This window comes from Microcystis aeruginosa NIES-4325 (assembly GCF_008974145.1).
Classification (GTDB): Bacteria; Cyanobacteriota; Cyanobacteriia; order Cyanobacteriales; family Microcystaceae; genus Microcystis; species Microcystis aeruginosa_G.
Genome location: NZ_BJKP01000002.1, coordinates 110,068 through 136,577, shown reverse-complemented (window position 1 = coordinate 136,577; position 26,510 = coordinate 110,068). Strand labels below are relative to the sequence as shown.

Here is a 26,510-nt window from a genome sequence, read left to right as displayed (position 1 = left end):
TCTTGCTTTTTGCCCAGCTATTTATCGCTGAATTTTATTGACGGCTTCGGGATTATAGAAACCGAGGTAATTTTTGTCAAGTTAGCCGTGAGCTTTTTTCTCCCCTGCTCCCAACTCCGGCACTCCCTTCTCCCCACTCTGGGATAGCTACTCGCAGCCAGAAATCTATTGTGGGTCTGTCATACTTTGTGCTTTTTGTCAAAAAAACTTTTTTTTTGCAATAAAACTACACAAAAAAAAGATCATCGTTGCCAGTGAAATTGACTGATTTACCAGTCCTAATTAGGATGACCTTCTAGGTGTGGCAAGGGTTTTAACCATTGCTGCCCAAAAAAGCACAGAATAACCCACTATGAAATTCTATCAAATCGCTGTAACCAGCGTAACATCGTTGTTAAATAAAAATCTTTCTCAATTAATTTTTAAGAATTTGTAAATATTGCGGAATGTTAATTTAAATATTCTCAAGTTTTTGGAGTCAATCAATAATTTTTGCTTATCTTTGTCGTAAAATAGGACTGCTGCCAAAATCCCACATCTACCATTGGGTTAGAAGTCAGTAGAATGGGTTAACTAATTTGTCCCCGAAAATCAGTTTTTTGGGTATATTTGTACTAAGCAAGAGCTTGAAGTTTAACTTTTAACCCAAGACTCTTTAGAGCTACTTTAACGATCGCTGCCGTTTTCCTGTACCGATCCTAACTGTTGACGCACATCATCGATCGCTAGATTTAACTGGGCAATTTTATCTTCTAAACTGCGGCGGGCTATTTCCATACCTTCCTGTGGAGTCAAGCGCCCATTGCGGATCTCCTCCAAAAAAGACTGATTATCACCATCTGCTAAACTGCGACGGCTGCGATTAGCCAACACTGTCCCCAAAACACCGCCCACTAAACCACCGACAATCGCACCGGCTAAAAAACCGCCCGCAAACCCATCTCGCTGACTCATAATCCCTTTTTCTCCTAATAGGTTCCAAAAGCTCGATCGCCGGCATCGCCCAACCCTGGCACGATGTAACCACGGCTATTTAATCCTTCATCGATAATAGCCGTATAGATGTTCAAGCTGGGATAATTCTGACTCAATTTCTGTAAAGCCGGCGGGGCAGCCACCACGGAAATCACCCGAATCAGGGCAGGATCAACGCCTCTGCTGGTAATTTCTGCCATTGCGGTGGAAATTGATCCCCCCGTGGCTAACATCGGTTCAAGAATTAAGACTCTTGTGGCCGGATCAAAACTGGCTGGTAATTTATTTAAATAACAACTCGCCTCCAGGGTTTTCTCATTTCTGGCTAAACCGAGATGATAGGTACTAGCTAGGGGTAAAAGACTTTGCGCCCCTTCCAACAGGGCTAATCCTGCCCGTAAAATCGGGACTACGGCGATCGGTACGCTAGGATCGATAAAAGTAGCGGGACATTCCGCTAGAGGGGTTTTAACGCTAGTTTCCAGGGTCGGCAACCATTGCCGGGCTGCTTCATAGGTTAACCAGCGCCCTAGTTCCGTCATCGCTGTTTTAAACAGTACCGAGGGGGTATTTTGATCGCGTGCGATCGCCAGCCAATGCTTAACCAGAGGATGTTCGGGAACATAGACGCGCAGTTGTAAAACCATGAAAACACTAGAACTCGATCGAGGGCTAAACTTTATCTTATCAGCTTTTTTCTCCCCACTTCCCGCTTCTCAACCCCCAAAACCGGGTTAAAATAAAAGCAAGCCAGAAGCTTGCGAGTGGCTTCTGACTTGGGTAATTTTAACGACGACGGGTTCTTTGTCGTCTCCGGGCTACTGCTTTACGCTTTCTCTTTTCTTGAGGGGTTTCAAAAAATTGATGCTTTTTGATATCCGCATAAATTCCCGCTTTCGCTACCTGTCGCTTAAAACGACGCAGGGCTGATTCGATCGCCTCGTTCTGACCAACTACCACTTGGGTCATTAACCTAATTCACCTCCTGTAATTGCTCTCTGCCTAAAAAATGCCAACTTCTCATTATAGCACAATCTAGGGTAAAAAGCGATCCAAGGCGGCCTTTAATTCTTCGATTTCTGTCTCGATACTACCTTCCTGGGCAGCCCGGGCAATACATTCGCTCAGATGTTCGTCGAGAATAATTCTGGCCACACGATCAATCGCCCCGCGAATAGCGGCAATTTGCATCAAAACTTCAGGACAGGGACGATTTTCCGATACCATTGTCTTGATGCCGCGAATATGTCCCTCGATCCGTGACAGACGGTTAATAATTTGCTTCAGGGAAGCTTCGCTATGGACGTGGGGAGTCCCTTTTGACTCGTGGTCATGGCCCGTCTCGTCGTGGTTGTGAAGGGGGTCGAAAGGGGTAATTTGATTAGTCAAGGGTTTACTGTCAATTCAGTTATACTCTCTAGTGTGCCACAGTTGCGAACCCCATATCCTAGTATGGTTTTGTCTGGTTTAAATTTCCGTTCAAGGGTCTTCGCTTTGCCAATCGGGGCAATTTTCGCCTTGATTCCAACTGGAGGGATGAAATCCACAAATTAGACGCTGACGGGTTTCTCGACTCTGACCGTAGGATTGACCGTGGTAGTGACGACAACCGGTGCAGGTTTGGGGGCGGGAGGAAGGCACTTGATTAAAACCAAGTTGCGATCGCAAAATCTGACACCGCGATTGATAATTGTGCCAGTTTTTGTAAATCGCTCTTTGTCGGATAAAATTGGCCCTATTCATGATGATCAGTGATACTAAATCCTGTTTAAAAGGTATAGGAAAGTGGGGTGTAGGGTGTGGGAAGCAAAAAGTTGATCACTGATCACTGAAATAACCTACTAATGATAGTTCAGATTGACCATGAAAAAGATGATATTGACTTTACTATTAGCTTGGCTTTTAGTTGCTAACATGAATAGCCAACGGGTTTTAGCTGTGACGATCGATTTTCAATGGTTGGGAAATCAAGGTTATACAGCTAAAGGTTCTTTTAGTTATGATGAAAAAACGGCCCCGCCTATCTTTTCGGAAAAAGGTTCGGGAAAAACGCAAGTTTTAGAAAATTTTCAAGTATATTTTTATGATAACAGTGGTCAAGAGATCGCTAAATACGATAATGTCAGCGAGGGAATCTCCTCGGCTAATTATTTTCAGTTTAATTTTAATACCAAAACCAGTCAAGTTTTTGGCTCGATCGATCTAGGGGGTGAAGGGATGGGGGAAATCTATCTGAAGGGGGAGGTTAATGATAATTTGGCACTCTTGCGGGTGGAGTCGGTAGATCTGGTCATGGATGAGGATGATTCACCGGAAATTATCACTCAGTTTTAACTCAATTGATCGGGAAAATAGGGATCATCCTAGCCTAATTTTTCTGCTAATTCTAACCAGCGATCGGTTAAATTATCAATTTTTTGACTTAATTGAGCTAATTCTTCGGTCAGAGCAGTGATCTTGGTAAAATCTTCTAGGGGTTCTCCATAAAGTACCTGTTCAATTTCAGCTTTTTTTGCTTCTAAAATTGGTATTTGTTTCTCGATGTCTTCGTATTCTTTTTTCTCTTTAAAAGAGATTTTCTTATTGACAGGTGAGGAAGAAGCTTTAACAGTTTTTGGGGTGACTTTTTTTTCTTTGGGTTCCTCCTCCTCTTTTTTCTGATCGAGATAAAGGGAATAATTACCCGGATATTGACGGATATTGCCCCCCGTTTCAAAGGCAAAAATAGTATCAACTACTCGATCGAGAAAATAGCGATCATGGGAAACGACAATCACACAACCGTTAAAGTCCTCTAAATATTCTTCTAAAATTGCTAAAGTCTGCACATCGAGATCATTGGTGGGTTCATCTAAGATTAAAACATTAGGGGCACTCATCAAGACTCGTAGTAAAAATAAGCGTCGTCTTTCTCCTCCAGAAAGTTTATAAATTGGTGCATACTGTTGATCGGGAGGAAAGAGAAATTTTTCTAACATCTGGGAAGCGGTAATCACGCTGCCGTCTAGGGTTTTGACTAATTCGGCCACACTTTTCAGATATTCGATCACTCTTTGATTTTCGTTGATATTGAGATCATCGGATTGTTGATCGAAGTAACCAATATGAATAGTGGAACCGATGTCAACCGTGCCTGAATCGGGGAGAGTTTTCCCGGTAATAATATCCATGAGAGTAGATTTTCCTACCCCGTTACTCCCAATAATACCGATGCGATCTTCGGGGGTAAAAATATAGGTAAAATCTTTAATTAAAGTGCGATCACCGTAAGCTTTCGAGATATTTTCTACTTCAATAACTTTTTTGCCGATGCGTCTTCCTGCAGTGGCAATATCGACTTTTCCTTCCACCTGTTTAAATTCCTTATTCCCCATGGACTGAATGCGATCGATCCGCGCTTTTTGTTTGGTACTGCGCGCTTTGGGTCCCCGGGATAACCATTCTAATTCCCGTCGTAAAACTCCCGCGTGTTTGCGTTGACTACTGGCGATCGATTCTTCCGCTAAAGCTTTTTTTTCTAGATAATAGGCATAATTACCAGCATAAGTAGATAAGTCTCCCCGATCAATTTCAATGATGCGATTAGTCACTCGATCGAGAAAATAGCGATCATGAGTAATTAATAATAATCCTCCCCGAAAACGGGACAAATAACTCTGTAACCACTCCACGGAAAGTGCGTCTAAATGGTTGGTGGGTTCATCCATCAATAAACAGTCAGGATCGGCTAAAAGTGCGGTAGCGATGGCGATTCTTTTGCGATATCCCCCCGATAAATCTCCCACGCGAGCATTAAAATTATTGATGCCCAGTTTACTTAAAATAACTTTAGCATTGGTTTCTAAATCCCAGGCGGCAAGTTTATCAATTTGTTGCGAAACCCTTGACAAACGCTCCATAATAGTATCCAGATTTTCTGGCTCATGGAGAAGGCGATCGGACAATTCCTCGTATTCCTTGATTAAAGTCATACTTTCGCCACTATCGGCGAAAACCTGCTCTAAAACCGTTTTATCGTCGTCTAGATCGGGTTGCTGGGGTAAATAGACGATTTTCATCCCGGAATTGATTTGAATTTCGCCACCATCGATCGCTTCCAATCCGGCGATCATTTTCAATAGGGTCGATTTTCCCGATCCATTCGTACCGATCAGGCCGACTTTATCGCGATCATCGAGGCTAAAACTGGCATCTTTGAGAATTTCCTTGATACCGAAGTCTTTTTTCAGCGATCGAACCGTCAGCAGTGTCATGATTTCTGGGAATAATCCTTCTTTTCTATTGTAATGTCTGGACTAATACAAGCGCTAGATTACGGCGTTTCTGATCAGTGGGAAATGTTCAGGCATCAAATAGGGTTGTCATACCTGAAATAACCGCCTAGTAAGGTTTTTAGCTACTCGGCTGCTGAGAAAATGGAACGAACCACAGAGACACAAAGATCGATCGCTACTATATAAGTTAAACTTATCACACAAAGAATAAGAGAGCCGAAAAACTCGACCAATAATCGAATATTATTACTGAGTAATGTTGACTAATAACGGAACAAGCATCCCGCTACATTCTCCCCATCGCCCCATTTACCTATTTTGCCAAAGCTACTTTTTTGCGACCATAATAAACAGCGATAAAAGCACTGACATACATCCATAAACTATAGACAATTGCAGGAATGGCTAGATCGGGATTATTTAATAAACCAGCAGTGATAGCAATAGCTAAAGTGCCGCTTTGAATACCCACCTCAATTGCGATACAAATTCTTTGGGGAATAGTTAATTGAAATAAACGACCACTGAAAAACCCAATTAGGGAAGCAGTCGTATTTAAAATGATCACTGCCAGGCCAGTTTGAGCGATAAATAAAGGTAAACGTTCCCATTCTCTCAGGATTAATAAGCAGATAATAACTGCTAGAAAAATCACGGCTAAACGATTAGTTATCGGTTCCAGACTTTTAGCCAGTAACGGGAAGTAATGGCGGATAGTCATACCCATAACCATGGGTAAAACTATAATTAAAAATATTTGCCCCATAGTGGAACCAATGGGTAGGGATATGGCGGAACTTTCCTCCATAAAATGCCAGAGAGTTAAACTAGCTAAAAAAGGTATTGTGAAAATGGTGATGATGCTACTAAAAGCGGTTAAAGTAACAGAAAGGGCCACATCTCCCCTAGCTAAATAGGTTAAAACATTGGAGGAAGGACCGCCGGGGCAAATGGCGACAATCATTAAACCGACGGCAATTTCTGGCCGGAGGGGCAAGAGAGAAGCAATAACAAAGCCGACGAGCGGTAGGATAATAATCTGATTGACTAAACCGATTAGGACTGCTTTGGGATAACGGGTGATACGCTGAAAATCGGCGGGAATTAATCCTAATCCCATGCCTAACATTAAAACGCCTAGGGCAACGGGTAAGAGGATATTAGTAAAAAAGTTGGCTTGCATGGGATAAAAGCGGAGAAGATACGCTTATTTTCCCATAAATTGACTAATTTATTCGTGTCCCTAGTTACCGATTTTGCCAACTAAAAACCCCCGCTATCCATTAGTCACATCTTTCTTAACATAAAATTTGACAAAGAGAGAAAAGTGTGCAAGATGGCTCAAGGGGGTTTTATTTCCAAGTCTGGCTGATATCCTGTAACCTTCGCAGTCACAACCAAATAGTTTTAACACTAGGTTCACCGTCCGCTCGACTGAGCGGAGGAAAAATTTCTAAATTACCAAAGCCTAGGGATTTTGTATTATGTAATATACAATCCTTTCAGTGGCAGAAGGGGAAGATTTAAAAACCGACAAAGATGAGAAGTATATAAATTAATCTCAGGAAAATATCAACTTCTAGAGAGTGAGAATAATCGAGTTTGGTTGCTTGAAATTGGCTTGGCGCTGGGTTACGAGAATCGAGAATGGTTATACTGGTATGACCAGTCAGGAAAGAGCGAAACAGGCTGATGCGATCACTGCTCAAGAACGACTGGCTAAACAGGAAGCTGAACAAAGAGCGACAGGGCTGGCCGAAAGGCTGAGATTGCTTGGCATTAACCCCGATGAAATCTAAGAAAAGTGCCGTTATAAATAGCAGAAGAATAACAGTTAGAATCGGCACAGGAAAACGGCAGCGCTCATTAAATATTTAAGAGCCAATTTTAAAGGCTTCTAGAAATAAACTATAGGTGATACCAATTTTGAGTAAATTGAAAGATTCTCGGAGAATTGGTGCTGGTTTAGCCTGGGAACTTTTTCGGTAAACAATCCGGCTAGTCGCCTCCGTAAACAGCAGCAATAAACCGGCAGCCGTGACATCCCATTGGGCAGTTTGTCCGGCAGTGGTGACAATTGCTTGACCAGAAAAAATTCCAAATAAAACACAAATTATCTGGAGAGAAATCCGCCGCCAAGGATTACCAAAAAAGCTATTAAATCGACTGCTGGTGACATTAGCCAGCGTACTTAAACGGGTGCGCTGCATGGCCATATTTATTTAGAAGTAATACGATTAAGAAGCCACAAAGAGGTAACGATACCGGTAAAGTGAGCGAGAATTGTATTAGTATTGGCCTGCACAATTAACAGGTCAACAGAATTAACAAATTGACTGGGGTTAGAGGCCACATTAAAAGTACCTTGGGGAACATTGAGGGATTTAATTAAGATGATTCCTGCTAACGCTTGCGCCCCCAAAATGGTTAAAAACATCCCGACAATATTAGCGATTAAACCCTGACGGATTAACTGAATAGTATCGGATTTTTTCGGGCGACTATCTTGATCACCCCTCAACATTTGACGGGCAATTTTCATGTAACGAGAAGAAAAGAAAATGGCGACCACCAAGAAACCAGCCCCACCAATGGCACATAAAACACCGATTTCAATACCGGAAGTGCGTTGTCTCGTCCCTAATAAACTAGCGGTGGCAATGAGTAATAAAACCCCTGAAATTACGCCCAGGACAATCTGCGTCCAAAAACCGATTCTTCCCTGACGTAAAAGGATATTAGCAGCCCGTTGGACCGCCGGAGGCAAGGAATAAAGATCAGAATCTCTACTGGTGGATATATTGGTAATTTCTGATTGTTTGTCTCTCATCGGGGTTAAGCTAGAATTGGGTAAATCTGGTCTTGATCTATTTTCGTCTTTTTTTTTGCCCATGGCTAGAGATTTAATTTTGGCACTGACTGGCTATCTGTTTAGCTTCCATCTGTAAACCCTGGGCCATGCGAAACATTTCTTGGCCGGTGTGGAGAGAGCGATCGTCATAGTTAAGGGTGAAGGTTTCTAATTCTTCTAGTCCATCAGTGAGATGATTGAGACAGTAGTAAAGAGAAGCGGCCACTTTGGCCATTTTGGCAGGGTTGGGCCGTTGGGAAAAGAGGGTTTTGGCTCGATCAAGATTTTGGTGACAGGTTTCTAGATAGTCTTGAAACACAGCCATTAACTGATCATCGAAGGGATCGGCGGATAGGTGATCGATCTGACGTTTGAGAGGACGGATAATTTGACCAATCAGGCGATTAATCGGGCTATAGGTTTGGTTATACCACTGTTTGACTAGGGACTCGTCTCCCTGGGCTGTTTCTTTGTAACGATGGTAATTTGCTTGGGCTGCGGCAGTGCGTTGGGCGCGTTTTTCGGGAGAATTGCCGATTAGTTGGTTATCGTAGTCTTTTCTTAGTCTCGGATCGCTTAAAATCTCGTAGGCGGCGTTAATAGCGACGATTTTATCGTGACTGGCACTATCGTTTTGACTGTCGGGATGGAATTGTCTGGCTAAACGCCGATAGGCCTGTTTAATCTCGTCAGGGGTCGATTTATGGCTGATTTCTAAGGTTTGGTAGTGGTTGCCGGTCATGAGCGCAAGCGATCGATCTTTCTTTTGTTATTATCGACCATGGTTAACGCAGCGGAGAAGGAGAATTGTCGGGAATGGGAAGTGGGAAGTGGGGAAATTGAACCAAAACCCCAAAACCCCAACACCTAAAACCTGTCTCCTATCTCCTGAATACTGTCTCCCGACTCGGAGAATACTGACTTCTAACCCAATGTTGACCAAAGATAAGCAAAAATTATTTATTGACTCCAAAAACTTGAGAATATTTAAATTAATATTTCGCAATATTTATAAATTCTTAAGAATTAATTGAGAAGGATTTTTATTTAACAACGATGTTACAATGGTTACAGCGATTTGATAGAATTTTATAGTGGGTTATTCTGTGCTTTTTTGGGCAGCAATGGTTAAAACTCTTGCCACATCTACAGGGTAATCCTAATTAGGACTGGTAAATCAGTCAATTTCACTGGCAACGATGATCTTTTTTTTGTGTAGTTTTATTGCAAAGAAAAAGTTTTTTTGACAAAAAGCACAAAGTATGGATTAGGAAGTGAGGAGAGGGGAGAAGGGAGAATAAATAACAATAATCGTCAGAATTATGAATTCTGAGTTCTGACGAAATTGGCAATAATTAGACAAAAGGATTGATTTCAGGGATATCATCGAGCGAGGGTAAGTCAATTTGGATCGAGCGCTCTTGTCTAAGATAATAGGGACAATGAAGCTGACAATCGAGACGATGGGGAAAATCAACTAAATCATTTTGGTATGCTGATAGATAGCGATCGAGATCATTCAATAAACGCCGTAAATCTCGTCCCGTTTGTTCGTGTAATTGCTGGTTATAGTTAAAAGTAATTTGTTCGGGGCTGTGGGGTAACTGCACAAACCAATAGGTCATCGATAAACTATCAAGAGGATAAGCAGAAGTTTCTGCCAACACATACAGATAAAGTCTCGTCTGCCAATTTTTGGCTAGTTTGTCGGCATCCACAGGTTTTAAGTAGGTTTTCCAGTCAAAAATTACCGCTTGATCGCCCTCTAGTAAAATTAAATCATAGATAACCGTTAATAAATAATTACCCACAGTTAAACTGCGACAATGTTCTGCTTCTCGATTAGCTTCTCCCGGATTTTGGGCAATTGCTGGGGCGGCCTTTAATAGGGCTGTTAAACAATGTTCTAACTGTTCATTTTCGCGTAATAGGGACGTGATCGGCAGCCCTAATTCCCGCTGCTGTAATAATAGGTGAAACTGACTGCCCCATTCTTGCCGCTGCAATTGACTGGGGTCAGCTGGTGTGTTAAGTTGCTCTAGATAGACTTTTTGAAATCTCGGTGGACAGGTTTCCAATAGGTTTAAATGGCCTTGGGCAAGACGATAGATCTTAGACATGATAGATAGGGTTATCGTTAATGTGATTAGTCAAAGCAAATATCTAAGGAGTTTTGAGTTAAAAGTTAAACTTCAAGTTTCAATTCCGAATAAATGTACCAATTAGCTAATTTTTTGGGGAAAATTAGTTAACCAGCCATTACAACATATAATTAACTTGCCAGAGTTCTCTTCAGTAGCTGATTACTGATAACTGATCTATGATAGCCGTTACCAAGCCTGAAATTTTACCGTTACTTCATCCCCTGATTGGACAATTAGCCACGGCAATTCTGTCCCACTGGGAAAATTATCTTGACTTGTCGCCCTTGGAGTTGCCAGAAGGTTTAGGCTATGTGGAGGGACGTTTAGAAGGGGAAAAATTAATTATCGAGAATCGCTGCTATCAAACTCCCCAGTTCCGCAAAATGCACCTAGAACTGGCTAAACTGGGCAATGGTTTGGATATTCTCCACTGTGTCATGTTCCCCCGTCCAGAATATCCGCTGCCGATGTTCGGATGTGATATAGTCTCCGGCAAAGCGGGAATCAGTGCCGCTATTGTGGATCTTTCTCCCACCAGTGGCGATAAAACCCTCTCTAGTGCCTATAATCAAGCTTTAGCGGCTTTACCTGCGGCCGATTTCGCTCAAGCTCGTGATTTGCCTTCTTGGGGTCATATTTTCTCCCAATATTGTCTGTTTATTCGTCCCGAAACCGCCGCCGAGGAACGACAATTTTTACAAAGAGTAACAGATTTCTTGACAATTCACTGCAAATGTGCTAAAGAAAGTCAGCCTCTTTCTGGGGAAGAAGCGCGCATTTATTTACAGGGACAACGGGATTATTGTAGTCAACAGCAGAAAAACGATAAAACTCGGCGTGTACTAGAAAAAGCCTTTGGTTGGGAATGGGCAGAGCGTTATATGACGGGTGTTCTCTTTGATTTGCCCGATTAAGTGGTTAGCAAGCAGTCAGGAGAATTAAGGGTGAACGATAATCAATTAAAGAGTCTATTTAGAGATTTTCTGCAACTTCGTCGCTATTTTTCCCATTTTTGAACTCCCAAAAATTAATTAGGCCAGAAGTCTCTTGAAACTTAACAATATTAACAGACAAGGACAGGAGAATAATTGCTAGATTGATTTAGGTACAGTTAAATGTAACCGCGAGAACAAGCGAAAAAAAGCGGTTTTCCCAGGTAAAACCGCCAAAAAGCCCTAGCTTAATTTCTCGATTCTGACGATTAAATAAATATTAAAACAGCCGATGAATCTAACGAACTTTCCTTGGTTAACTGCCATCATCCTTTTTCCCATCGTCGCCGCCTTATTGGTTCCCATAATTCCCGATAAAGACGGTAAAACCGTGAGATGGTTTGCTCTGACGGTGGGATTAATCGACTTTGCCCTAATTATCTACGCTTTCTATAGCAGTTACGATTTTGCTAATCCCAATCTGCAATTAGTGGAAAGTTACCAATGGTTGCCCGAAATTGACCTAAGATGGTCTTTAGGAGCCGATGGCCTCTCCATGCCTCTAATTATCTTAACGGGATTTATCACCACTCTGGCTATCTTAGCGGCTTGGCCGGTAACTTTTAAACCGAAACTATTCTACTTCCTGATGCTGTTGATGTACGGGGGACAGATTGCGGTGTTTGCCGTACAGGATCTGTTACTGTTCTTCCTCGTCTGGGAATTAGAATTAGTCCCCGTCTATCTGATCCTCTCTATTTGGGGCGGTAAGCGCCGTCTCTACGCAGCCACCAAATTTATCCTTTACACCGCCGGAGGCTCCCTCTTCATCCTTGTAGCGGCGCTGACGATGGCTTTTTATGGCGATACCGTCTCCTTTGACATGGTGACTATTGCCGGCAAGGATTTCCCCCTAAAACTGCAATTATTCCTCTACGCCGGTTTTCTGATTGCCTACGGGGTAAAACTGCCGATTTTCCCTCTCCATACTTGGCTACCGGATGCCCACGGCGAAGCCACTGCCCCCGCCCATATGTTACTAGCGGGAATTTTGCTTAAAATGGGTGGTTATGCGCTCCTACGGATGAATATGGGGATGTTACCCGATGCTCACGCCGTTTTCGCCCCCGTTTTGGTGATTTTAGGGGTAGTTAATATTATCTACGCCGCCTTAACCTCCTTTGCCCAACGCAATCTTAAGCGCAAAATTGCCTATTCTTCCATCTCTCACATGGGATTTGTCCTGATTGGTATGGCTTCCTTTACCGATATTGGTACAAGTGGGGCGATGTTACAGATGATTTCCCACGGACTGATTGGGGCGAGTTTATTCTTTATGGTCGGTTGTACCTACGATCGCACCCATACCCTGATGTTAGACGAGATGGGCGGTGTCGGCAAGAAAATGAAGAAAGTTTTTGCCATGTGGACCACCTGTTCCCTCGCTTCCCTGGCTTTGCCCGGGATGAGCGGTTTTGTGGCGGAATTAATGGTATTTATCGGGTTTGCCACCAGTGATGCCTATAGTCCCACTTTCCGCGTCATTATTGTCTTTTTAGCGGCTATCGGTGTCATTCTCACCCCGATTTATCTGTTGTCCATGTTGCGAGAAATTCTCTACGGGCCTGAAAATAAGGAATTAGAAGAACACCATGCCCTCGTCGACGCGGAACCCCGGGAAGTCTTTATCATCGCTTCTCTATTAGTGCCAATTATCGGCATTGGACTCTATCCCAAAGTGGCCACGACGATTTACGATGCTACCACCAATAAATTAACCGCCCTAGCGCGTAATTCTGTCCCCAGTTTAGTGCAACAGGCAAAGGCAAAAACCCCTAGTTTCTCCCTTTATTCCCTAAAAGCCCCCGAAATCTAAATTTAGGGTGGGTTAGGCGACGAGAAGTTAAGTTAAGAGTTCGCCCTAACCCACCACATTATTGATCAAGAGAGGGCTTATCTGAATTTTCAGGGGACGGGGTTAAACAGGAAGTTGCCGCTTTCTTTTCACTCTCTCCAGAAACTAAACTCAGGCTGTTGAATAAATTGTGGCATAATTGTTCAAAATTCGGTGTTTATATTGACTTATAGCGTTTCCTAAGCTAGTGAGGTACACCTATTTTTCTTCCCTTTTGCCTAAAACCCATAACTTTTGTACCTCAGCAGACTGAAAACGCTATATAACTGATAACTCAGGTTAACTAACTATTTTTCGCCTCTAATTTGGTTAAACGACTTTTAAGTTCCTGATTTTCCTGTTTCATTTTTTCTAATTCCTCGCGAATTTCCTGAATTGCTTTCTCGGAACCTAATTTTTTCTGGACTTTTTGTACTGCTTCCTCCGCTACACGACGCACGCGACCATCGGGAGTTCGATCGCTCAAAGCTTGTAAAATAGCGATAGCTTTGGCATTTTCTATCTGTCCTAAAGCGTTACACACTGCCACCTGCGTCAAGAAAAAAGTTTCCTTGGCAATAGTTTCTAAACGTTCCAAAATTACGGTTAATTTATCCGTGCTTTGTCCCGAAGAAATCGCTCCCAGGGCGCGGATGGCTCCTAATCTCAGGGGTTGAGGTGTGCCTAAAGCCGTGTAGGTCAAAATTGACTCCAAAGCCGCTGGCGAGGTTTTTAACTGGCTTAAACCGCCAATTGCGCCCGATCTTACTACCTCATTCCACCCCTTTCTTGACTGTAAAATGTGATTGAGCAGGTCAATAATTTCCCCTTCTTTATTTTGCAATTGTCCCACGGCCATGGAGCCTAATCCTCGCGCCGTGGCCGCTTCCACATAATAACTAGCGTCTCCGGCTTCTAGTAGGGATTTAAGCGCGTGATAACTATCTAAGGTTTTAATTTCACTTAATCCCTCGACCACTGCCCGACGTACTTGTGCTTTTTCATCGTTTAAACCTTTAATTAAAGCAGTAACTGCCTGATCTAAACCAAGAGTTGCTAACTGTTTGGCCACCTCCACACGCACCCCCCAAAAAGGCTCATTTTCTAGGGATGTCCCTAAAGCTTCGATCGCTTCTAAACCGCCTTTTTTAGCAATGGCTATGGCTGCATAGATACGGGAAATCGGGTCGGCATCCTGTTGTAATTGCGCTTTTAATTCGGCGATGGGATACTCAAGAGTGACGGTTTTGAGGAAATTATTATCCCGATCAAACTTGACAAAATCGGGCTTTTGTGCTAGGGGAAAATAGAAACTTTGTTCTTTTTGGTGAATCCGCAGATTGTAGGTAAGATCCTCAGAGTTGAGATAGGCAAAAGCGACGGGAATTTTCAAGTCGAATAGTTCCTTTTCATCCTGGGTTTGGGTGACAGTTAATTGGGCTAAATTATTCTGATTGTCCCAACTGTAGGCCACCTTATAATCGGGATGACCACCGCGATAAACGTACTGATCAAAGAGGAATAATAAATTGTAGCCAGTCGCTTTTTCGATCGCCCGTAATAAGTCCACAGTTTCTACGGTTTTATGGGCATTATCCCGCACAAAAGTCTGAATCGCTTTTCCGAATAAATCTTCCCCTAAAATAGAGCGGATCATGTGATAAACACAAGCACCTTTTTCGTAGAGATGACGATCATAAAGTTCGATCGCTTCTCGATAAACATGAGTAACAATCGGACGACGATAGCGGGAATTATCTTCTTCTAAATAACTTCTTGCTTCCCCCAATAAATAATAACTAGCAGCAGCTTTTCCGTATTCCGATTCTGTCCATAAAACCTCAGAATAGGAAGCCATTCCCTCTTTAATCCAAGCGTGAGACCAGTGTTTAATCACCACTAAATCACCGAACCATTGATGAGCTAATTCATGGGCAACTAAGCTTTCTGTCCAAGTATGATCGATGCTGGCTCTTTGATCAATTAAACAGCGATCGGTTAAAATTGTGGTGGAAGTATTTTCCATCCCACCAAAGATAAAATCATCTACACAAACTTGCGCGTATTTAGGATAGGGATAGGGATAACCAAACTTTTGGCTAAAAAACTCGATCATGCGGGGAGTTTTACCCATACTTCTTTGTCCCTCTTCTTCCCGTCCTTTTTCCACATAATAAGTGACAGGAACACCATTCCATGAGTCGCATAATTCAGCAAAATCTCCCACCGCAAGGGTCATTAAATAGGTAGGATGAATTTGCTTTTGTGACCAGTGATAAATTCTGTCTTCACCAATGGTTGCCACCGAGATTAATTCCCCGTTAGAAATAGCCATATAGGGTTGGGGAATTTTAACCCGAATTTCGGAAGTAGTTAATTGGCCAGGGTAATCAAAACAGGGAAACCAAAAGCGAGAATCTTCATCCTCTCCCTGGGTCCAAACTTGAATCGGTTTATCGGGATAGTATTCGTCGGGGCCGATAAAATATAATCCCCGTTGTGGTTGCTTAACCTGATAGTTAATCGTCAGGATAATCGGTTTATCGGTGGTGGGTTGCAGCAGATGAATGGTCAGGAGAGAACGATCATAGTCAAAGGTTTGACTGATACCTTCAATAAACACAGAATCAATATTTAGATCCACCGCATCCAGGGTTAAACTGCTAATTCCCTGACGAATGGGGGTGAGGGTAATCTGACAGCTGCCCTGAAAACTTTGTTGGGGAATATCAATAATTAAATCGAGAAAAATATGATTAACTTGTCCGGGTCGATCGGGGTTATAATGGGGTTTAGCCCCCGGTAATTCAAAGGATTGACGCTGATTATTTTCCGTGTCGATGGTGAGATGAGACATATTAGCCCTAACTTGCTGATTTTTGTCCGGTAAACTTAAATTAACACGATCGGTCGTCCCTTTCCTTGCTCATAATAATCCCCCCCCTATGAATCTCCCCTCCTTTCTCTGGTTATGGAAAATTGCCGCTTGGTCGATGGGATTTGCCCTCTTTGCCTATTTTTTACTAGCGGTTTCGGGGGTAAACATGGGTTATCGACGACTTGCGGGCCAATCTCGACCAAAATGGTTAAGAGCCTTTCATCTCCTCAGCGGCCTGATCATGGTTGCTTTGGTCTTAATTCTGCTGGGAATCGGATTAGTGGGAACAATCGGTCATTATGGCAGTTTAGGTCACTCTTCCCACCTGATAGCGGGTTTATCGGTGGTTTTTCTGGTTTTTGTTTCGGCAATTAGCGGACTGAACATTACAACCCGTCCACCCCTAGCGCGGTCTCTCCACATCGGCACTAATCTTTTATTGTTTCTGGGTTTTCTTTTTGTTAGCCTAACAGGATGGGATGTGGTGCAAAAATATCTACAATAAAAATAGTCGGCGATCGAGTGGAGACTGTTCGATCGAGAAAAACTAGCTATCTCATCCCGAAAAATCGCTTTTTAGTGACAGAATACTCACCCCCAAATCATTATGCAAACCGTCGAATCACAAGCTATTAACACCATGTCAGTGCCAAAAAAAGGGCTACCAGTAACAATTATTACTGGGTTTCTTGGTAGTGGCAAGACTACTCTCCTCAATCATATTCTCAGCAATCAACAGGGATTAAAAACTGCTGTTCTTGTCAATGAATTTGGTGAAATCGGTATCGATAATGAACTGATTATCAGCAGTGATGACAGCATGGTAGAATTAAATAATGGCTGTATTTGCTGCACAATTAACGAGGATTTAATTCAAGCAGTTTATAAAGTTCTCGAACGTCCAGAAAAAATCGATTATTTAGTCGTAGAAACCACAGGATTAGCCGATCCTTTACCGGTAGCTTTAACCTTTTTAGGGACGGAATTACGGGAAATGACCCGTTTAGATTCCATTGTCACTATGGTGGATTGTGCCAATTTTAGCCTCGATTTATTCAACTCGCAAGCAGCCTTAAGTCAAATCACCTACGGTGATATTATTGTTCTCAATAAAACCGATCTAGTGGATGAAGGGGATGTGGATTCTTTAGAAATAAGAATCCGGGACATGAAGCAAGGAGCGAGAATTCTTCGTACTAGCAAAAGTCAGGTTCCTTTACCCTTAATTCTCAGCGTCGGACTATTTGAATCGGATAAATATTTCGACACAGAAGAAGAACACCACGACCATCATCACCACGACCACGATCACGACCATTGCGATCATGATCACGATCATCATCACCACGATCATGATCATGATCATCACGACCATTCTAATCATTTAGAGGTGGATGGATTTACTTCTATTTCCTTCGCAAGTGAACAACCTTTTTCGATTCGGAAGTTCCAATATTTCCTCGATAATCAGTTACCAGAAAGCGTTTTCCGCGCTAAGGGTATTCTCTGGTTTGATGAAAGTCCTAAACGTCATATTTTCCACCTCAGTGGTAAACGTTTTACCCTCGAAGATGACGAATGGAAAGGTACTCCGAAAAATCAGCTAGTTCTTATCGGTCAAAATCTCGATCATGACACTATCAAAGAGCAAATTAATAGTTGTCTCTGTTTACCTGCTGTCAATCGCGGTAAAGGATTTGGGAAATAAACCCCGTCGGGGGTGTTAGCCTAGGGTAACGCACCCCCATCACCTAAATTCCCCACTACCCCACTTCCCCCAATTATTTATTTTTATTCGGGTACTTTTCCCCCTAAAGATTCCACGATCGATCGAGTATTTTCTTTCAGCATTTTTACATAACTATCCCCCCCAGTACCCACCGCGCCGATCGAATCAGAATATAATTGTTGTGGTGCTAATTTCACCCCCGCTTCTTCGGCTACAGTGGTAATTAAAGCGGGATTAATAGTGGTCTCGGCAAAGATAGCAGGAACCCGGAGATTTTTAATAGCATCGGCTAAATTTTTGACTGTTTGGGCGCTTGGTTGTTCTTCGGTACTAATGCCAATTAAAGTTCCCGCTACTTTTAAACCGTAGGCATGAGCATAATACTGAAAAGCGTCATGAGTGGTGACTAATTGTCTTTGGGAAGGGGGGATAGTTTTAATAGCCGCAGTAATCCAAAAATCAAGATTTTCTAATTCCCTGATTAATTGGGCGGCATTTTGGTTAAAAATCTCTTTATCTTCGGGACTTAATTCAATCAATTGATCTCGGATTTTTTCCACCATGATTATGCCATTTTTAGCCGAACCCCAAACGTGGGGATCGGGGACTTTCTGCCCCTCTTTTTCCAGTTGTAAAGGCTTGATTGCTTCTCCCACAGCCACTTTTTTAGCTTTAATTCCCGTAGAATTGATCATTTTAATTAACCACGGTTCGAGATTATAACCGTTATAGAGAATTAAATCGGCTTTTTCTAAAGCCACACTATCGGCGGGAACTGGTTCATAAACGTGGGGATCATCCCCCGGTTTTAAAATGTCTTGATGGTCAATTTCTTCACCGCCCACTCGTGCGGTTAAATCGGCGATAATTGTGCTAGTGGAGATGACCTTGGGTTTTTGATTATCGGTGGTATTAACCGAGGCATGACAAGCAACCAATCCCAAAAATAAACAGGATAAAATTAGTTTTTTCATCGGGAAATAGAGATGAGAGTTTAGAGGTTAGAGATGAGGGGAAATGGCCTTGATATCTATCCTGATTTTTTTCCTGACTAAAGACTCCTTTTACCATTAAAATAGAGAATAGAGAAGGTGTAAATTCAAGAAATATGGATAACCAAGCCCCGATTAAACTACCGAAAACCAGCGAATCCGACCACCTCAAGCGCATTCGTCACACCACCTCCCATGTTATGGCCATGGCGGTGCAGAAATTATTCCCACAAGCCCAAGTTACTATCGGGCCTTGGACTGAAACCGGATTTTACTACGATTTTGATGTGCCGGAACCTTTTACCGATAAGGATCTCAAGGACATCAAAAAAGAGATGGTCAAAATTATCAATAAAAAACTGCCGGTGATTCGCGAGCAAGTTTCTCGGGAAGAGGCGGAAAAGCGCATTAAAGCGATTAATGAACCCTATAAGCTGGAAATTCTGGCGGGAATTCAAGAACCCATCACCCTCTATCATCTTGGTGACGCTTGGTGGGATTTGTGCGCCGGTCCGCACCTAAGCAATACAAGTGAACTAGATGTAAAGGCGATCGAATTAGAGACGGTAGCGGGTGCTTATTGGCGCGGGGATGAGAATAAAGCCCAATTACAGCGCATTTACGGCACAGCCTGGGAAAATCCCCAACAATTAGCCGAATACAAGCGCCGTAAGGAAGAAGCACTGAAACGGGACCATCGCAAATTGGGCAAAGAATTAGGTTTATTTATTTTCTCTGATTCTGTCGGGCCGGGGTTGCCTTTATGGACACCCAAGGGAACTTTAATTCGTTCTTTGTTAGAAGATTTTCTCAAAAAAGAACAGTTAAAACGCGGTTATTTACCCGTAGTTACTCCCCATATTGCTCGCGTCGATTTGTTTAAAATTTCCGGTCACTGGCAAAAGTACAAAGAAGATATGTTTCCCATGATGGCAGACGATGAGGAATCTGCTAGTAAGGAAATAGGATTTGTCCTCAAACCGATGAACTGTCCTTTTCATATTCAAATCTATAAAAGTGATTTAAGATCCTATCGGGAATTGCCGATGCGTTTGGCAGAATTCGGGACAGTTTATCGTTACGAACAATCGGGAGAATTGGGAGGATTAACTAGAGTTCGCGGTTTTACCGTCGATGATTCCCATTTGTTTGTCACTCCCGAACAATTAGACAAGGAATTTTTAAGCGTTGTTGATTTAATTTTGACTGTGTTTAAGAGTTTACAATTAAAGAATTTTAAGGCGCGATTGAGTTTTCGTGACCCTGAATCGGATAAGTATATCGGTTCCGATGAAGCTTGGGAAAAGGCACAATCAGCGATTAGAAAAGCTGTGCAAACTTTGGGGATGGATTATTTTGAAGCCCCCGGAGAAGCGGCTTTTTATGGTCCAAAATTAGACTTTATTTTCCAAGATGCCCTCGAAAGGGAATGGCAGTTAGGAACGGTACAGGTAGATTATAATTTACCCGAACGTTTTGAACTAGAATACGTTGCCGAAGATGGTAATCGTAAACGTCCGGTGATGATTCATCGCGCACCTTTTGGTTCTTTGGAACGTTTAATCGGTATTTTAATCGAAGAATACGCGGGGGATTTTCCTCTTTGGTTAGCCCCTGTTCAGATACGATTATTACCAGTTAGTGATAGTCAATTGGATTACGCTAAAGAGGTGACAGCGAAAATGCAGTTGTTAGGAATTCGCGCCGAAACCGATACCAGTGGCGAACGTTTGGGTAAAATGATTCGCAATGCTGAAACCGAAAAAATTCCCGTGATGGCAGTGGTGGGGGCAAAGGAAATGGAAAGTAATAGTTTAAGTATTCGCACCCGTGCCACGGGCGATTTAGGAGTAATTAGCGTCGAGGAAGTGGTGGCAAAATTAGAAAGTGCCATCCAAAATCACGGTAATTTTTAAGCGTTTGCTCATCTAATTCTATGGGGACAGAAAATATTTCTGTCCCAGTATTTTTGGTCAACCCAGGAGATTTTTATTGATTACCCTTTAGGTATCATCATCTTTTTTAAAGGGATTTTCCCCAATGCCTAGGCCTTTTTTGCTCTGTTTTAAGTCTTTCCAGAGGGCTTTAATTTTTTGGTAGGCTTCTAGAGAACTGATTTTGCCCCCGGTTTCCAGATTACAAATAAAACTGACTTTTTGGGCAAATTCCTGTAAATTGGCGTTAAATAGCAGGTTTTCTGGCTTAAATTCTCCATAGTAGGGGGCGCGAGGATAGAGAAAATCCTCCTTGCGGCGATCGGGGAGATTGGGGTTATCATCGTTAGGAGGATTCTGATTCATAGGGCGACGGCGGGTAATTTTGCGGAATTTCTTTAGATTTTTCGGTAATGGTAATGGGAGATAATATCAATTGTTGGCTATGATTGAGGATTTAAGTAAAAACTTGGCGGATTTGCCAAAAGTTGACCCCCAGGATCGTGACGGTTTTTGGTTATAGGTTAAGGTTCGGTCGCTAAATGTTGGCATTTATCTTTAAGTAGCAATTATACATTATTTTTCTCAACAATTATCCCCCTGATGAGATAAATTTTTTGTCTAGCTTGATCGGCAAAATTTACTGCTGCCACTATCTAATTAACTATCGATTTTCTTCTATCAATTGCCAAGGATGATAACTATGGAAAAACTCTATGAAGGCAAGGCCAAAATTCTCTATCAAACCGATGATCCCGATATTCTCCTCACTTATTACAAAGACGATGCCACGGCTTTTAATGCCCAAAAACGCGGGCAAATTGTCGGTAAAGGGGAAATTAACTGTACTGTCTCCACTGCCCTATTTCAATGGTTAGAATCCCTAGGAATACCTACCCATTATATCGATCGCCCTAGTTCTAGGGAAATGCGCGTCAAGGCGATTAAAATCATTCCCTTGGAAGTAGTAGTCAGAAATATCGCCGCCGGGAGTTTGTGCAAGCAAACGGGATTAAAGGAGGGGAAAATTTTACCTTTTCCTCTTGTAGAATTTTACCTCAAGGATGATGCTTTAGGCGATCCTTTGTTAACGCCCGATCGCATAAAAGTGATTGATATTGCCAGCGAGGAGCAAGTCAACCAGTTACGAGATTTAGCCCTGCAAATCAATCAATATCTGCAAGAATTTTTCGATAAGTGCCAGATTATTCTAGTCGATTTTAAGTTAGAATTTGGAGTTGATAAAACGGGCAAAATTTATCTAGGTGATGAAATTAGCCCCGATACCTGTCGTCTCTGGGATAAAACCCAAGAGGATGCCCAAGCGCGTATTCTCGATAAGGATCGTTTTCGTCGCGATTTAGGAGATGTGGAAACTGCCTATCAACAAGTACAAGCAAGAGTTTTACAACAGATAGAGAGTTTATAACTTTAGGGTGTGTTAGCGAGCGCGTAACGCACCTTAATTGAGATTAGCAATTTAATAATTTATGTCGAGAAGAATTATCGGGTTAACAGGGGGAATAGCTTGTGGTAAATCCACCGTTTCTCATTATTTAGAAAATATCTACAAAATTCCCGTCCTTGATGCGGATATGTATGCCCGGGAAGCAGTGGAAAAAGGTTCGGCAATTTTAGAGAGAATTTTGGCGCATTATGGCAGAAAAGTTAAAACTGAGGATAATTCCCTTAATCGCCAACAGTTAGGAGAGATTATTTTTAATAATCCCGAGGAAAAAATCTGGTTAGAAAGTCAGATTCATCCCTACGTTAGAGAATGTTTTAAGCGGCATTTAGAGCAGTTAGAAGCCCCGATAGTTGTTTGTTCTATTCCTTTATTATTGGAAGCTAAATTAACCCATTTAGTCACGGAGATTTGGGTGGTTTCATGCAGTTTCGAGCAACAAATTCAACGCTTAACGACTAGAAATAACCTAACTAGAGAACAAGCGATCGCTCGGATTAATAATCAAATGCCTTTAGCCGAAAAAATTGCCTTAGCTGATATTGTTTTAGACAATTCCGGGGATTTAGAAGCTTTATATACTCAGATCGATCGAGCTATACAATAGGGATTGAGCTTAAAACAACCAGGCAAATTTTCCCACCCCGAATTTTACATAAAGAATGATTGCCAAAACCAATAAAAATAGAAAGCCAATAATTAATAAATAGTCTTTATTGGTTAAGATCGATTCCTGTAAAAATGTGCGATCGGGATCACCAGAGAAAGCTTTAGCTTGTAGAACTACCTCTAATTTTTGCGATTTAGCCATAGCGTTTAAAATTAAAGGTACAGCGATGGAAGCATAAATTTTTCCTTTTTGCAGCCAACCCATTTTTTCTATTGCTAATCCTCGTAATCTTTGAGCAGAAATAATCGAGCGAGATTCTTCTACTAGGAGAGGAAATAAACGCAGGGTAGAGGAAAAAATAAAGACTATTTTGTAGGGAATTCTGGCTTTAGTTAAACTCACCATCATCTGATTTATATCGGTGGTAAAAATAGCGAGGGGAATAATTAAAACCATAGTGAGAGTTTTAAAAATCACATTTAAACCGTAGAGGGTTCCCTCCACAGTCATTTTAGTAGAACCGACAGTTAATAAGGGAGTTAATTCAGTTTTTCCCGTTAAAGCTTTTACCTGTTCCACATTAAAAAATCCCATGGTAATTAATAAGAATAGATAAAAGGGAGCCATGAATTTTAAAATAGTGAGGAGATAAGACCATTTTACCCCCGCCCAGAGACAAGCTAAAGCGACAATAAGAGTTAGAAAACCGCCAGCGAGGGGACTTTCCCAAGTAAAAGCGATGAGAGTAACCACGATCATCATGGTTAATTTTGTCCGAAAATCTAGGCGAGTAAAAGGAGAATCTTGATCAACGGTTTGCCAGTTAAATGATTGCATAATTAAGAAAAAAGTTAGTAAGGGAATGAGTTAATTACCCATCCCCATCAATCAACTAGGAAGGGTTAGCAACTCTCTTCATTTGCTCTTGAATTTCGGGGTTATAAATCTGGAGATAATTCCAATAATTACCAAACACCGATTCTATATAACCCTTAGTTTCTCTAAAGGGAATATTCTCGACAAATTGATCGGGATCGCTAAAATCAAAACGCTGTCTCCATTTGGAAACTGCCCCAGGTCCGGCGTTATAACTAGCCACGGCAAAAAGTGAATTTCCGGCGAATTTGCCATGGGTATAATCGAGATACCATGTCCCCATCATAATGTTATCTTCGGGATTAGTTAAAGAATAACTTTTATTGCCAGTATTACCTGCGATATATTTACCCGTATCGGGCATAATTTGCATTAATCCCACTGCCCCCACAGGAGAACGAATTTCTTTTTCAAAGCGTGATTCTTGCCGGATTAAAGCCGTCACTAGCAGGGGATTTAATTGTCTATCTTTTGACCATTCCAGGATGCTATCGTAGTAGGGGAAAGGGAATAAAGCGTGCCAGTATTTATCATTTTGTCGCAGAACTTTCCAGGCTTCCCTTTCCTCTGGGGTATCTCTTTCTCGCAAGCGCCAAATCAGGTTAATTCCTTCTAAATTTTGATTGCGAGAGAGTTTATAGACACCGAGGTTAAATTGTTCGTCAACGGTTAAATTCCAAGGATCGACAATTTCTGCTTGGAAGAGATTCCAAGCGTCCGTATCTTCACCAATGCGATATAGTTCCTTGAAAGCTTCCGAACCGACGGGGGGATCGTTACGGGTGGCGGGTTTGACGGTGGTAGGATTATAGGAGCGGACAGTGGTAAAATCCCCCACGTCCCAACCTAATAAAACCGCCGAGCGCCAAGCATAATAGGAATGGGGATGACGAGAAATAGTGTAGGTAAAAGCTTGTTTTGCTTCTTGGTTTTTGCCGAGTTTTTGCGCCCATTTTCCCACCCAAAACGCCGCTTTCGGGGCAATTTGACTATCGGGATTATTAACCGCAATTGGCTGCGCCCACTGCCACGCCTTGGCGTAATCACCGGATTTAGCGGCTCTTTGGGCCATTAACCAGCGATAATCGGCGGCTTCGTCGGATTTTGGGTACTTATTTAATAAAGTCTGCCATGTTTGACTAGCGGCCTGGGCATTAGTTGAGTCGAGTAATTTGGCTTTTGCTTCCAAAGCTTCTGGGGCGCGATCGGGAAATTGCTTGACAATGCGCTCAAGATATGCTATGGCATCGCGGTTAGGAGAAATTTGGGCGAGTCGCAGTAATCCTAACCCGGTTTCTGAGGCTTGGGGATAGGTTTTAATTAATTTTTGGTAAGCGCTGCGAGCTTCTGGCAGTTTTTTGGCAATTTGTAGCCCGCGGGCGTAACGATAGGCTTGTTCGGGGCTAGGAGTGGCTTTAGCGTAGGCTTTATAGGCCTTTTCGTACAATCCCGACTGCCAATAACCCGCCCCAATCATTGCCCAATCCGCCGGAGTTAACTGATTGGCGTAGTCTTTCACCAAACGATCGCGGGCTTGATTGAGGGTAGGATCAAAAGGATTAGCCTTGGCTAACTGTAACCATAGGGGAAATTGATCGGGATTTTCTTGAAGACGTTGGCGAATTAAAGCCAAAGTCCGCGGGTGTCGGGGGTATTCCTTGAGCAATTTCTCATGGTAACTGGAGTCGTATTTGCCCAAAGAGTAGTAAGCTTCCGCCACTACGGGCGATTGGGGATAGGTTTCCAGTAATTTTTGCCAAATTTCTTGCGCTCTTTCACTATCATTGCTTAATTCGTGGGCGCGTCCCTGTTTGAGGAGAATCTGGGGAGCGAGGACAGGATATTGTTTTTCTAGGCCTTCTAATTGTTTTAAAGCCGGACCCCCTTCATATTTTCTCAATAAATCCATAGCCAGGAGATAGCGGGCGCGACTACGATCTAAAGAGGGTGCGTTGGCATCGGCAACATCTTTTAACTTGACATCTCGCTCGGTTTGTGGTAAGGAAGCGCTATCAACCACGGCAGAGGGTTGGTTAGGATCTTGGCTAGGAAGCGAAGCACTATTGCGATCGAGCCAAGCGAGAAGTTTCGGGTGAAAGAGAAGGAGACTGGTGAGAGTAAAAAGCGCAACCCCAGAACCTAGTCCAAGAATGAGCGGGGTGTGAGGGGGGAATTTCTTAAACATTACCTTAATTCAAGACAGTAACTCAACCTACATTATCAGTGATCGTGGTGACAGGTTGTTTGTTTCAATCAGGTTGGGGGTTGTTCAGTTCACTGATAACTGAACAACCCCCATCTGATAACTGGTAACTGATCACTGAGATATGGTACGCTAAACAGGATTTAAGTATTATTAATGATTGCTATGAAACAGCGCGGCGTGACGGTTTGGTTAACGGGATTGAGCGGTGCGGGGAAAAGCACGATTACCGAGGCATTACAGGCAAAATTAATCGCTGAAGGTTATTCAATTGAGGTTCTCGATGGCGATATAGTACGGACAAACCTAACCAAAGGTTTAGGATTTAGTAAAGAGGATCGCGATGAAAATATCCGTCGCATTGGTTTTGTGTCTAATTTGCTCACCCGTCACGGTGTAATTGTCCTAGTTTCGGCTATTTCTCCCTATCGTGATATTCGCGAGGAAGTACGGGGAAAAATCGGCAATTTTGTCGAAGTTTTCGTGAATGCTCCCTTAAATGTCTGTGAGGCGCGCGATGTGAAAGGATTATATAAAAGAGCGCGTGCTGGTGAAATCAAGTCTTTTACGGGAATTGATGATCCCTATGAACCACCTTTTAACCCGGAAGTGGAATGCCGCACCGATTTAGAGACTTTAGAGGAAAGTGTCGCCAAAGTCTGGGGCAAATTGACGGAATTGGGCTACATTAATCAAGCTGTGGCGGTTTAATTGCTAAATACTTTGTATTATTGGAAAATATCGTAGGGACGT

26 protein-coding genes and 1 pseudogene are annotated in these 26,510 nt (G+C 42.5%); 10 read left to right on the top strand and 17 right to left on the bottom strand.

Annotation, left to right across the window (positions count from 1 at the left end):
- Positions 1-666: 666 nt before the first annotated feature.
- From MiAbW_RS01785 to MiAbW_RS01765, 5 genes are all read right to left on the bottom strand, one after another.
- Complete coding sequence (locus tag MiAbW_RS01785; RefSeq protein ID WP_151694676.1) at positions 667-954, bottom strand: hypothetical protein; 288 nt, start codon at positions 952-954, stop codon at positions 667-669.
- A 14-nt stretch (positions 955-968) separates the two neighbouring features.
- Positions 969-1,622 (bottom strand): uracil phosphoribosyltransferase, encoded by a 654-nt coding sequence (upp, locus tag MiAbW_RS01780; RefSeq protein ID WP_151694675.1) that lies wholly within the window; start codon positions 1,620-1,622, stop codon positions 969-971.
- A 139-nt stretch (positions 1,623-1,761) separates the two neighbouring features.
- A complete protein-coding gene (gene rpsU, locus MiAbW_RS01775; protein ID WP_002738938.1) occupies positions 1,762-1,944 on the bottom strand; it encodes a 30S ribosomal protein S21 in 183 nt (60 codons plus the stop codon).
- 66 nt (positions 1,945-2,010) lie between these two features.
- The gene (locus MiAbW_RS01770; protein WP_002766602.1) at positions 2,011-2,364 is read right to left on the bottom strand and encodes a metal-sensing transcriptional repressor; all 354 of its coding nucleotides are present in this window, start codon (positions 2,362-2,364) and stop codon (positions 2,011-2,013) included.
- Between the two features lie 90 nt (positions 2,365-2,454).
- Positions 2,455-2,718 carry a hypothetical protein gene (locus MiAbW_RS01765; protein ID WP_151694674.1) on the bottom strand — a complete coding sequence of 88 codons (264 nt, stop codon included), beginning with the start codon at positions 2,716-2,718 and terminating at the stop codon, positions 2,455-2,457.
- A 120-nt stretch (positions 2,719-2,838) separates the two neighbouring features.
- Here MiAbW_RS01765 and MiAbW_RS01760 point away from each other — a divergent pair, with 120 nt between their 5' ends.
- A complete protein-coding gene (locus MiAbW_RS01760) occupies positions 2,839-3,309 on the top strand; it encodes a hypothetical protein (protein WP_151694673.1) in 471 nt (156 codons plus the stop codon).
- Positions 3,310-3,338: 29 nt separating this feature from the next.
- On the opposite strand, the gene MiAbW_RS01755 is transcribed toward MiAbW_RS01760, so the two are convergent.
- Both MiAbW_RS01755 and MiAbW_RS01750 read right to left on the bottom strand, forming a co-directional pair.
- Positions 3,339-5,228 carry an ABC-F family ATP-binding cassette domain-containing protein gene (locus tag MiAbW_RS01755; protein WP_151694672.1) on the bottom strand — a complete coding sequence of 630 codons (1,890 nt, stop codon included), beginning with the start codon at positions 5,226-5,228 and terminating at the stop codon, positions 3,339-3,341.
- 334 nt (positions 5,229-5,562) lie between these two features.
- On the bottom strand, positions 5,563-6,432 hold the full coding sequence (locus MiAbW_RS01750) for a bile acid:sodium symporter family protein (protein ID WP_151694671.1): 870 nt from the start codon (positions 6,430-6,432) through the stop codon (positions 5,563-5,565).
- Between the two features lie 258 nt (positions 6,433-6,690).
- Between MiAbW_RS01750 and MiAbW_RS01745 the strand changes: the two are divergent.
- A pseudogene (locus MiAbW_RS01745) lies at positions 6,691-7,048 on the top strand (Uma2 family endonuclease); the annotation flags it as partial.
- Between the two features lie 75 nt (positions 7,049-7,123).
- Here MiAbW_RS01745 and MiAbW_RS01740 read toward each other — a convergent pair.
- The 5 genes from MiAbW_RS01740 to MiAbW_RS01720 form a co-directional block, all read right to left on the bottom strand.
- The gene (locus tag MiAbW_RS01740) at positions 7,124-7,465 is read right to left on the bottom strand and encodes a DUF565 domain-containing protein (protein ID WP_151694670.1); all 342 of its coding nucleotides are present in this window, start codon (positions 7,463-7,465) and stop codon (positions 7,124-7,126) included.
- 2 nt (positions 7,466-7,467) lie between these two features.
- On the bottom strand, positions 7,468-8,079 hold the full coding sequence (locus MiAbW_RS01735) for a DUF3611 family protein (protein WP_151694669.1): 612 nt from the start codon (positions 8,077-8,079) through the stop codon (positions 7,468-7,470).
- 73 nt (positions 8,080-8,152) lie between these two features.
- Complete coding sequence (locus MiAbW_RS01730) at positions 8,153-8,842, bottom strand: J domain-containing protein (protein WP_151694668.1); 690 nt, start codon at positions 8,840-8,842, stop codon at positions 8,153-8,155.
- Between the two features lie 30 nt (positions 8,843-8,872).
- Entirely contained in the window at positions 8,873-9,106 is a 234-nt protein-coding gene (locus tag MiAbW_RS20645; RefSeq protein WP_151694667.1) for a hypothetical protein, read from the bottom strand.
- A 349-nt stretch (positions 9,107-9,455) separates the two neighbouring features.
- Positions 9,456-10,220: a PD-(D/E)XK nuclease family protein gene (locus MiAbW_RS01720; RefSeq protein ID WP_151694666.1), complete on the bottom strand. Its 765-nt coding sequence runs from the start codon at positions 10,218-10,220 to the stop codon at positions 9,456-9,458.
- Between the two features lie 200 nt (positions 10,221-10,420).
- Between MiAbW_RS01720 and MiAbW_RS01715 the strand changes: the two genes are divergently transcribed.
- A complete protein-coding gene (locus tag MiAbW_RS01715; protein ID WP_151694665.1) occupies positions 10,421-11,158 on the top strand; it encodes a phycocyanobilin:ferredoxin oxidoreductase in 738 nt (245 codons plus the stop codon).
- A 310-nt stretch (positions 11,159-11,468) separates the two neighbouring features.
- On the top strand, positions 11,469-13,052 hold the full coding sequence (ndhD1, locus tag MiAbW_RS01710; protein WP_002768562.1) for a photosynthetic/respiratory NAD(P)H-quinone oxidoreductase subunit D1: 1,584 nt from the start codon (positions 11,469-11,471) through the stop codon (positions 13,050-13,052).
- Positions 13,053-13,374: 322 nt separating this feature from the next.
- On the opposite strand, the gene MiAbW_RS01705 is transcribed toward ndhD1, so the two are convergent.
- On the bottom strand, positions 13,375-15,927 hold the full coding sequence (locus tag MiAbW_RS01705; RefSeq protein ID WP_151694664.1) for a M1 family metallopeptidase: 2,553 nt from the start codon (positions 15,925-15,927) through the stop codon (positions 13,375-13,377).
- 88 nt (positions 15,928-16,015) lie between these two features.
- On the opposite strand from MiAbW_RS01705, the gene MiAbW_RS01700 reads away from it, so the two are divergent.
- Both MiAbW_RS01700 and MiAbW_RS01695 read left to right on the top strand, forming a co-directional pair.
- Positions 16,016-16,453: a DUF4079 domain-containing protein gene (locus MiAbW_RS01700; RefSeq protein WP_151694663.1), complete on the top strand. Its 438-nt coding sequence runs from the start codon at positions 16,016-16,018 to the stop codon at positions 16,451-16,453.
- 102 nt (positions 16,454-16,555) lie between these two features.
- The gene (locus MiAbW_RS01695) at positions 16,556-17,656 is read left to right on the top strand and encodes a CobW family GTP-binding protein (RefSeq protein ID WP_151694662.1); all 1,101 of its coding nucleotides are present in this window, start codon (positions 16,556-16,558) and stop codon (positions 17,654-17,656) included.
- Between the two features lie 83 nt (positions 17,657-17,739).
- On the opposite strand, the gene MiAbW_RS01690 is transcribed toward MiAbW_RS01695, so the two are convergent.
- The gene (locus tag MiAbW_RS01690) at positions 17,740-18,651 is read right to left on the bottom strand and encodes a metal ABC transporter substrate-binding protein (protein WP_151694661.1); all 912 of its coding nucleotides are present in this window, start codon (positions 18,649-18,651) and stop codon (positions 17,740-17,742) included.
- A gap of 134 nt (positions 18,652-18,785) precedes the next feature.
- Here MiAbW_RS01690 and thrS point away from each other — a divergent pair, with 134 nt between their 5' ends.
- A complete protein-coding gene (gene thrS / locus MiAbW_RS01685) occupies positions 18,786-20,585 on the top strand; it encodes a threonine--tRNA ligase (protein ID WP_151694660.1) in 1,800 nt (599 codons plus the stop codon).
- Positions 20,586-20,672: 87 nt separating this feature from the next.
- Here thrS and MiAbW_RS01680 read toward each other — a convergent pair whose 3' ends face one another.
- Positions 20,673-20,969: a DUF7219 family protein gene (locus tag MiAbW_RS01680; protein WP_151694659.1), complete on the bottom strand. Its 297-nt coding sequence runs from the start codon at positions 20,967-20,969 to the stop codon at positions 20,673-20,675.
- 337 nt (positions 20,970-21,306) lie between these two features.
- Between MiAbW_RS01680 and purC the strand changes: the two genes are divergently transcribed.
- Both purC and coaE read left to right on the top strand, forming a co-directional pair.
- Positions 21,307-22,032 (top strand): phosphoribosylaminoimidazolesuccinocarboxamide synthase, encoded by a 726-nt coding sequence (gene purC, locus MiAbW_RS01675; protein ID WP_002743721.1) that lies wholly within the window; start codon positions 21,307-21,309, stop codon positions 22,030-22,032.
- Positions 22,033-22,093: 61 nt separating this feature from the next.
- Complete coding sequence (coaE, locus tag MiAbW_RS01670; protein ID WP_151694658.1) at positions 22,094-22,675, top strand: dephospho-CoA kinase; 582 nt, start codon at positions 22,094-22,096, stop codon at positions 22,673-22,675.
- 9 nt (positions 22,676-22,684) lie between these two features.
- Here the strand turns inward: coaE and MiAbW_RS01665 are convergent, their stop codons facing one another.
- Positions 22,685-23,515: an energy-coupling factor transporter transmembrane component T family protein gene (locus MiAbW_RS01665; protein ID WP_151694657.1), complete on the bottom strand. Its 831-nt coding sequence runs from the start codon at positions 23,513-23,515 to the stop codon at positions 22,685-22,687.
- A 55-nt stretch (positions 23,516-23,570) separates the two neighbouring features.
- A complete protein-coding gene (locus MiAbW_RS01660) occupies positions 23,571-25,739 on the bottom strand; it encodes a transglycosylase SLT domain-containing protein (protein WP_151694656.1) in 2,169 nt (722 codons plus the stop codon).
- A gap of 183 nt (positions 25,740-25,922) precedes the next feature.
- On the opposite strand from MiAbW_RS01660, the gene cysC reads away from it, so the two are divergent.
- Complete coding sequence (cysC, locus tag MiAbW_RS01655) at positions 25,923-26,468, top strand: adenylyl-sulfate kinase (RefSeq protein WP_151694655.1); 546 nt, start codon at positions 25,923-25,925, stop codon at positions 26,466-26,468.
- Positions 26,469-26,510: the final 42 nt, after the last annotated feature.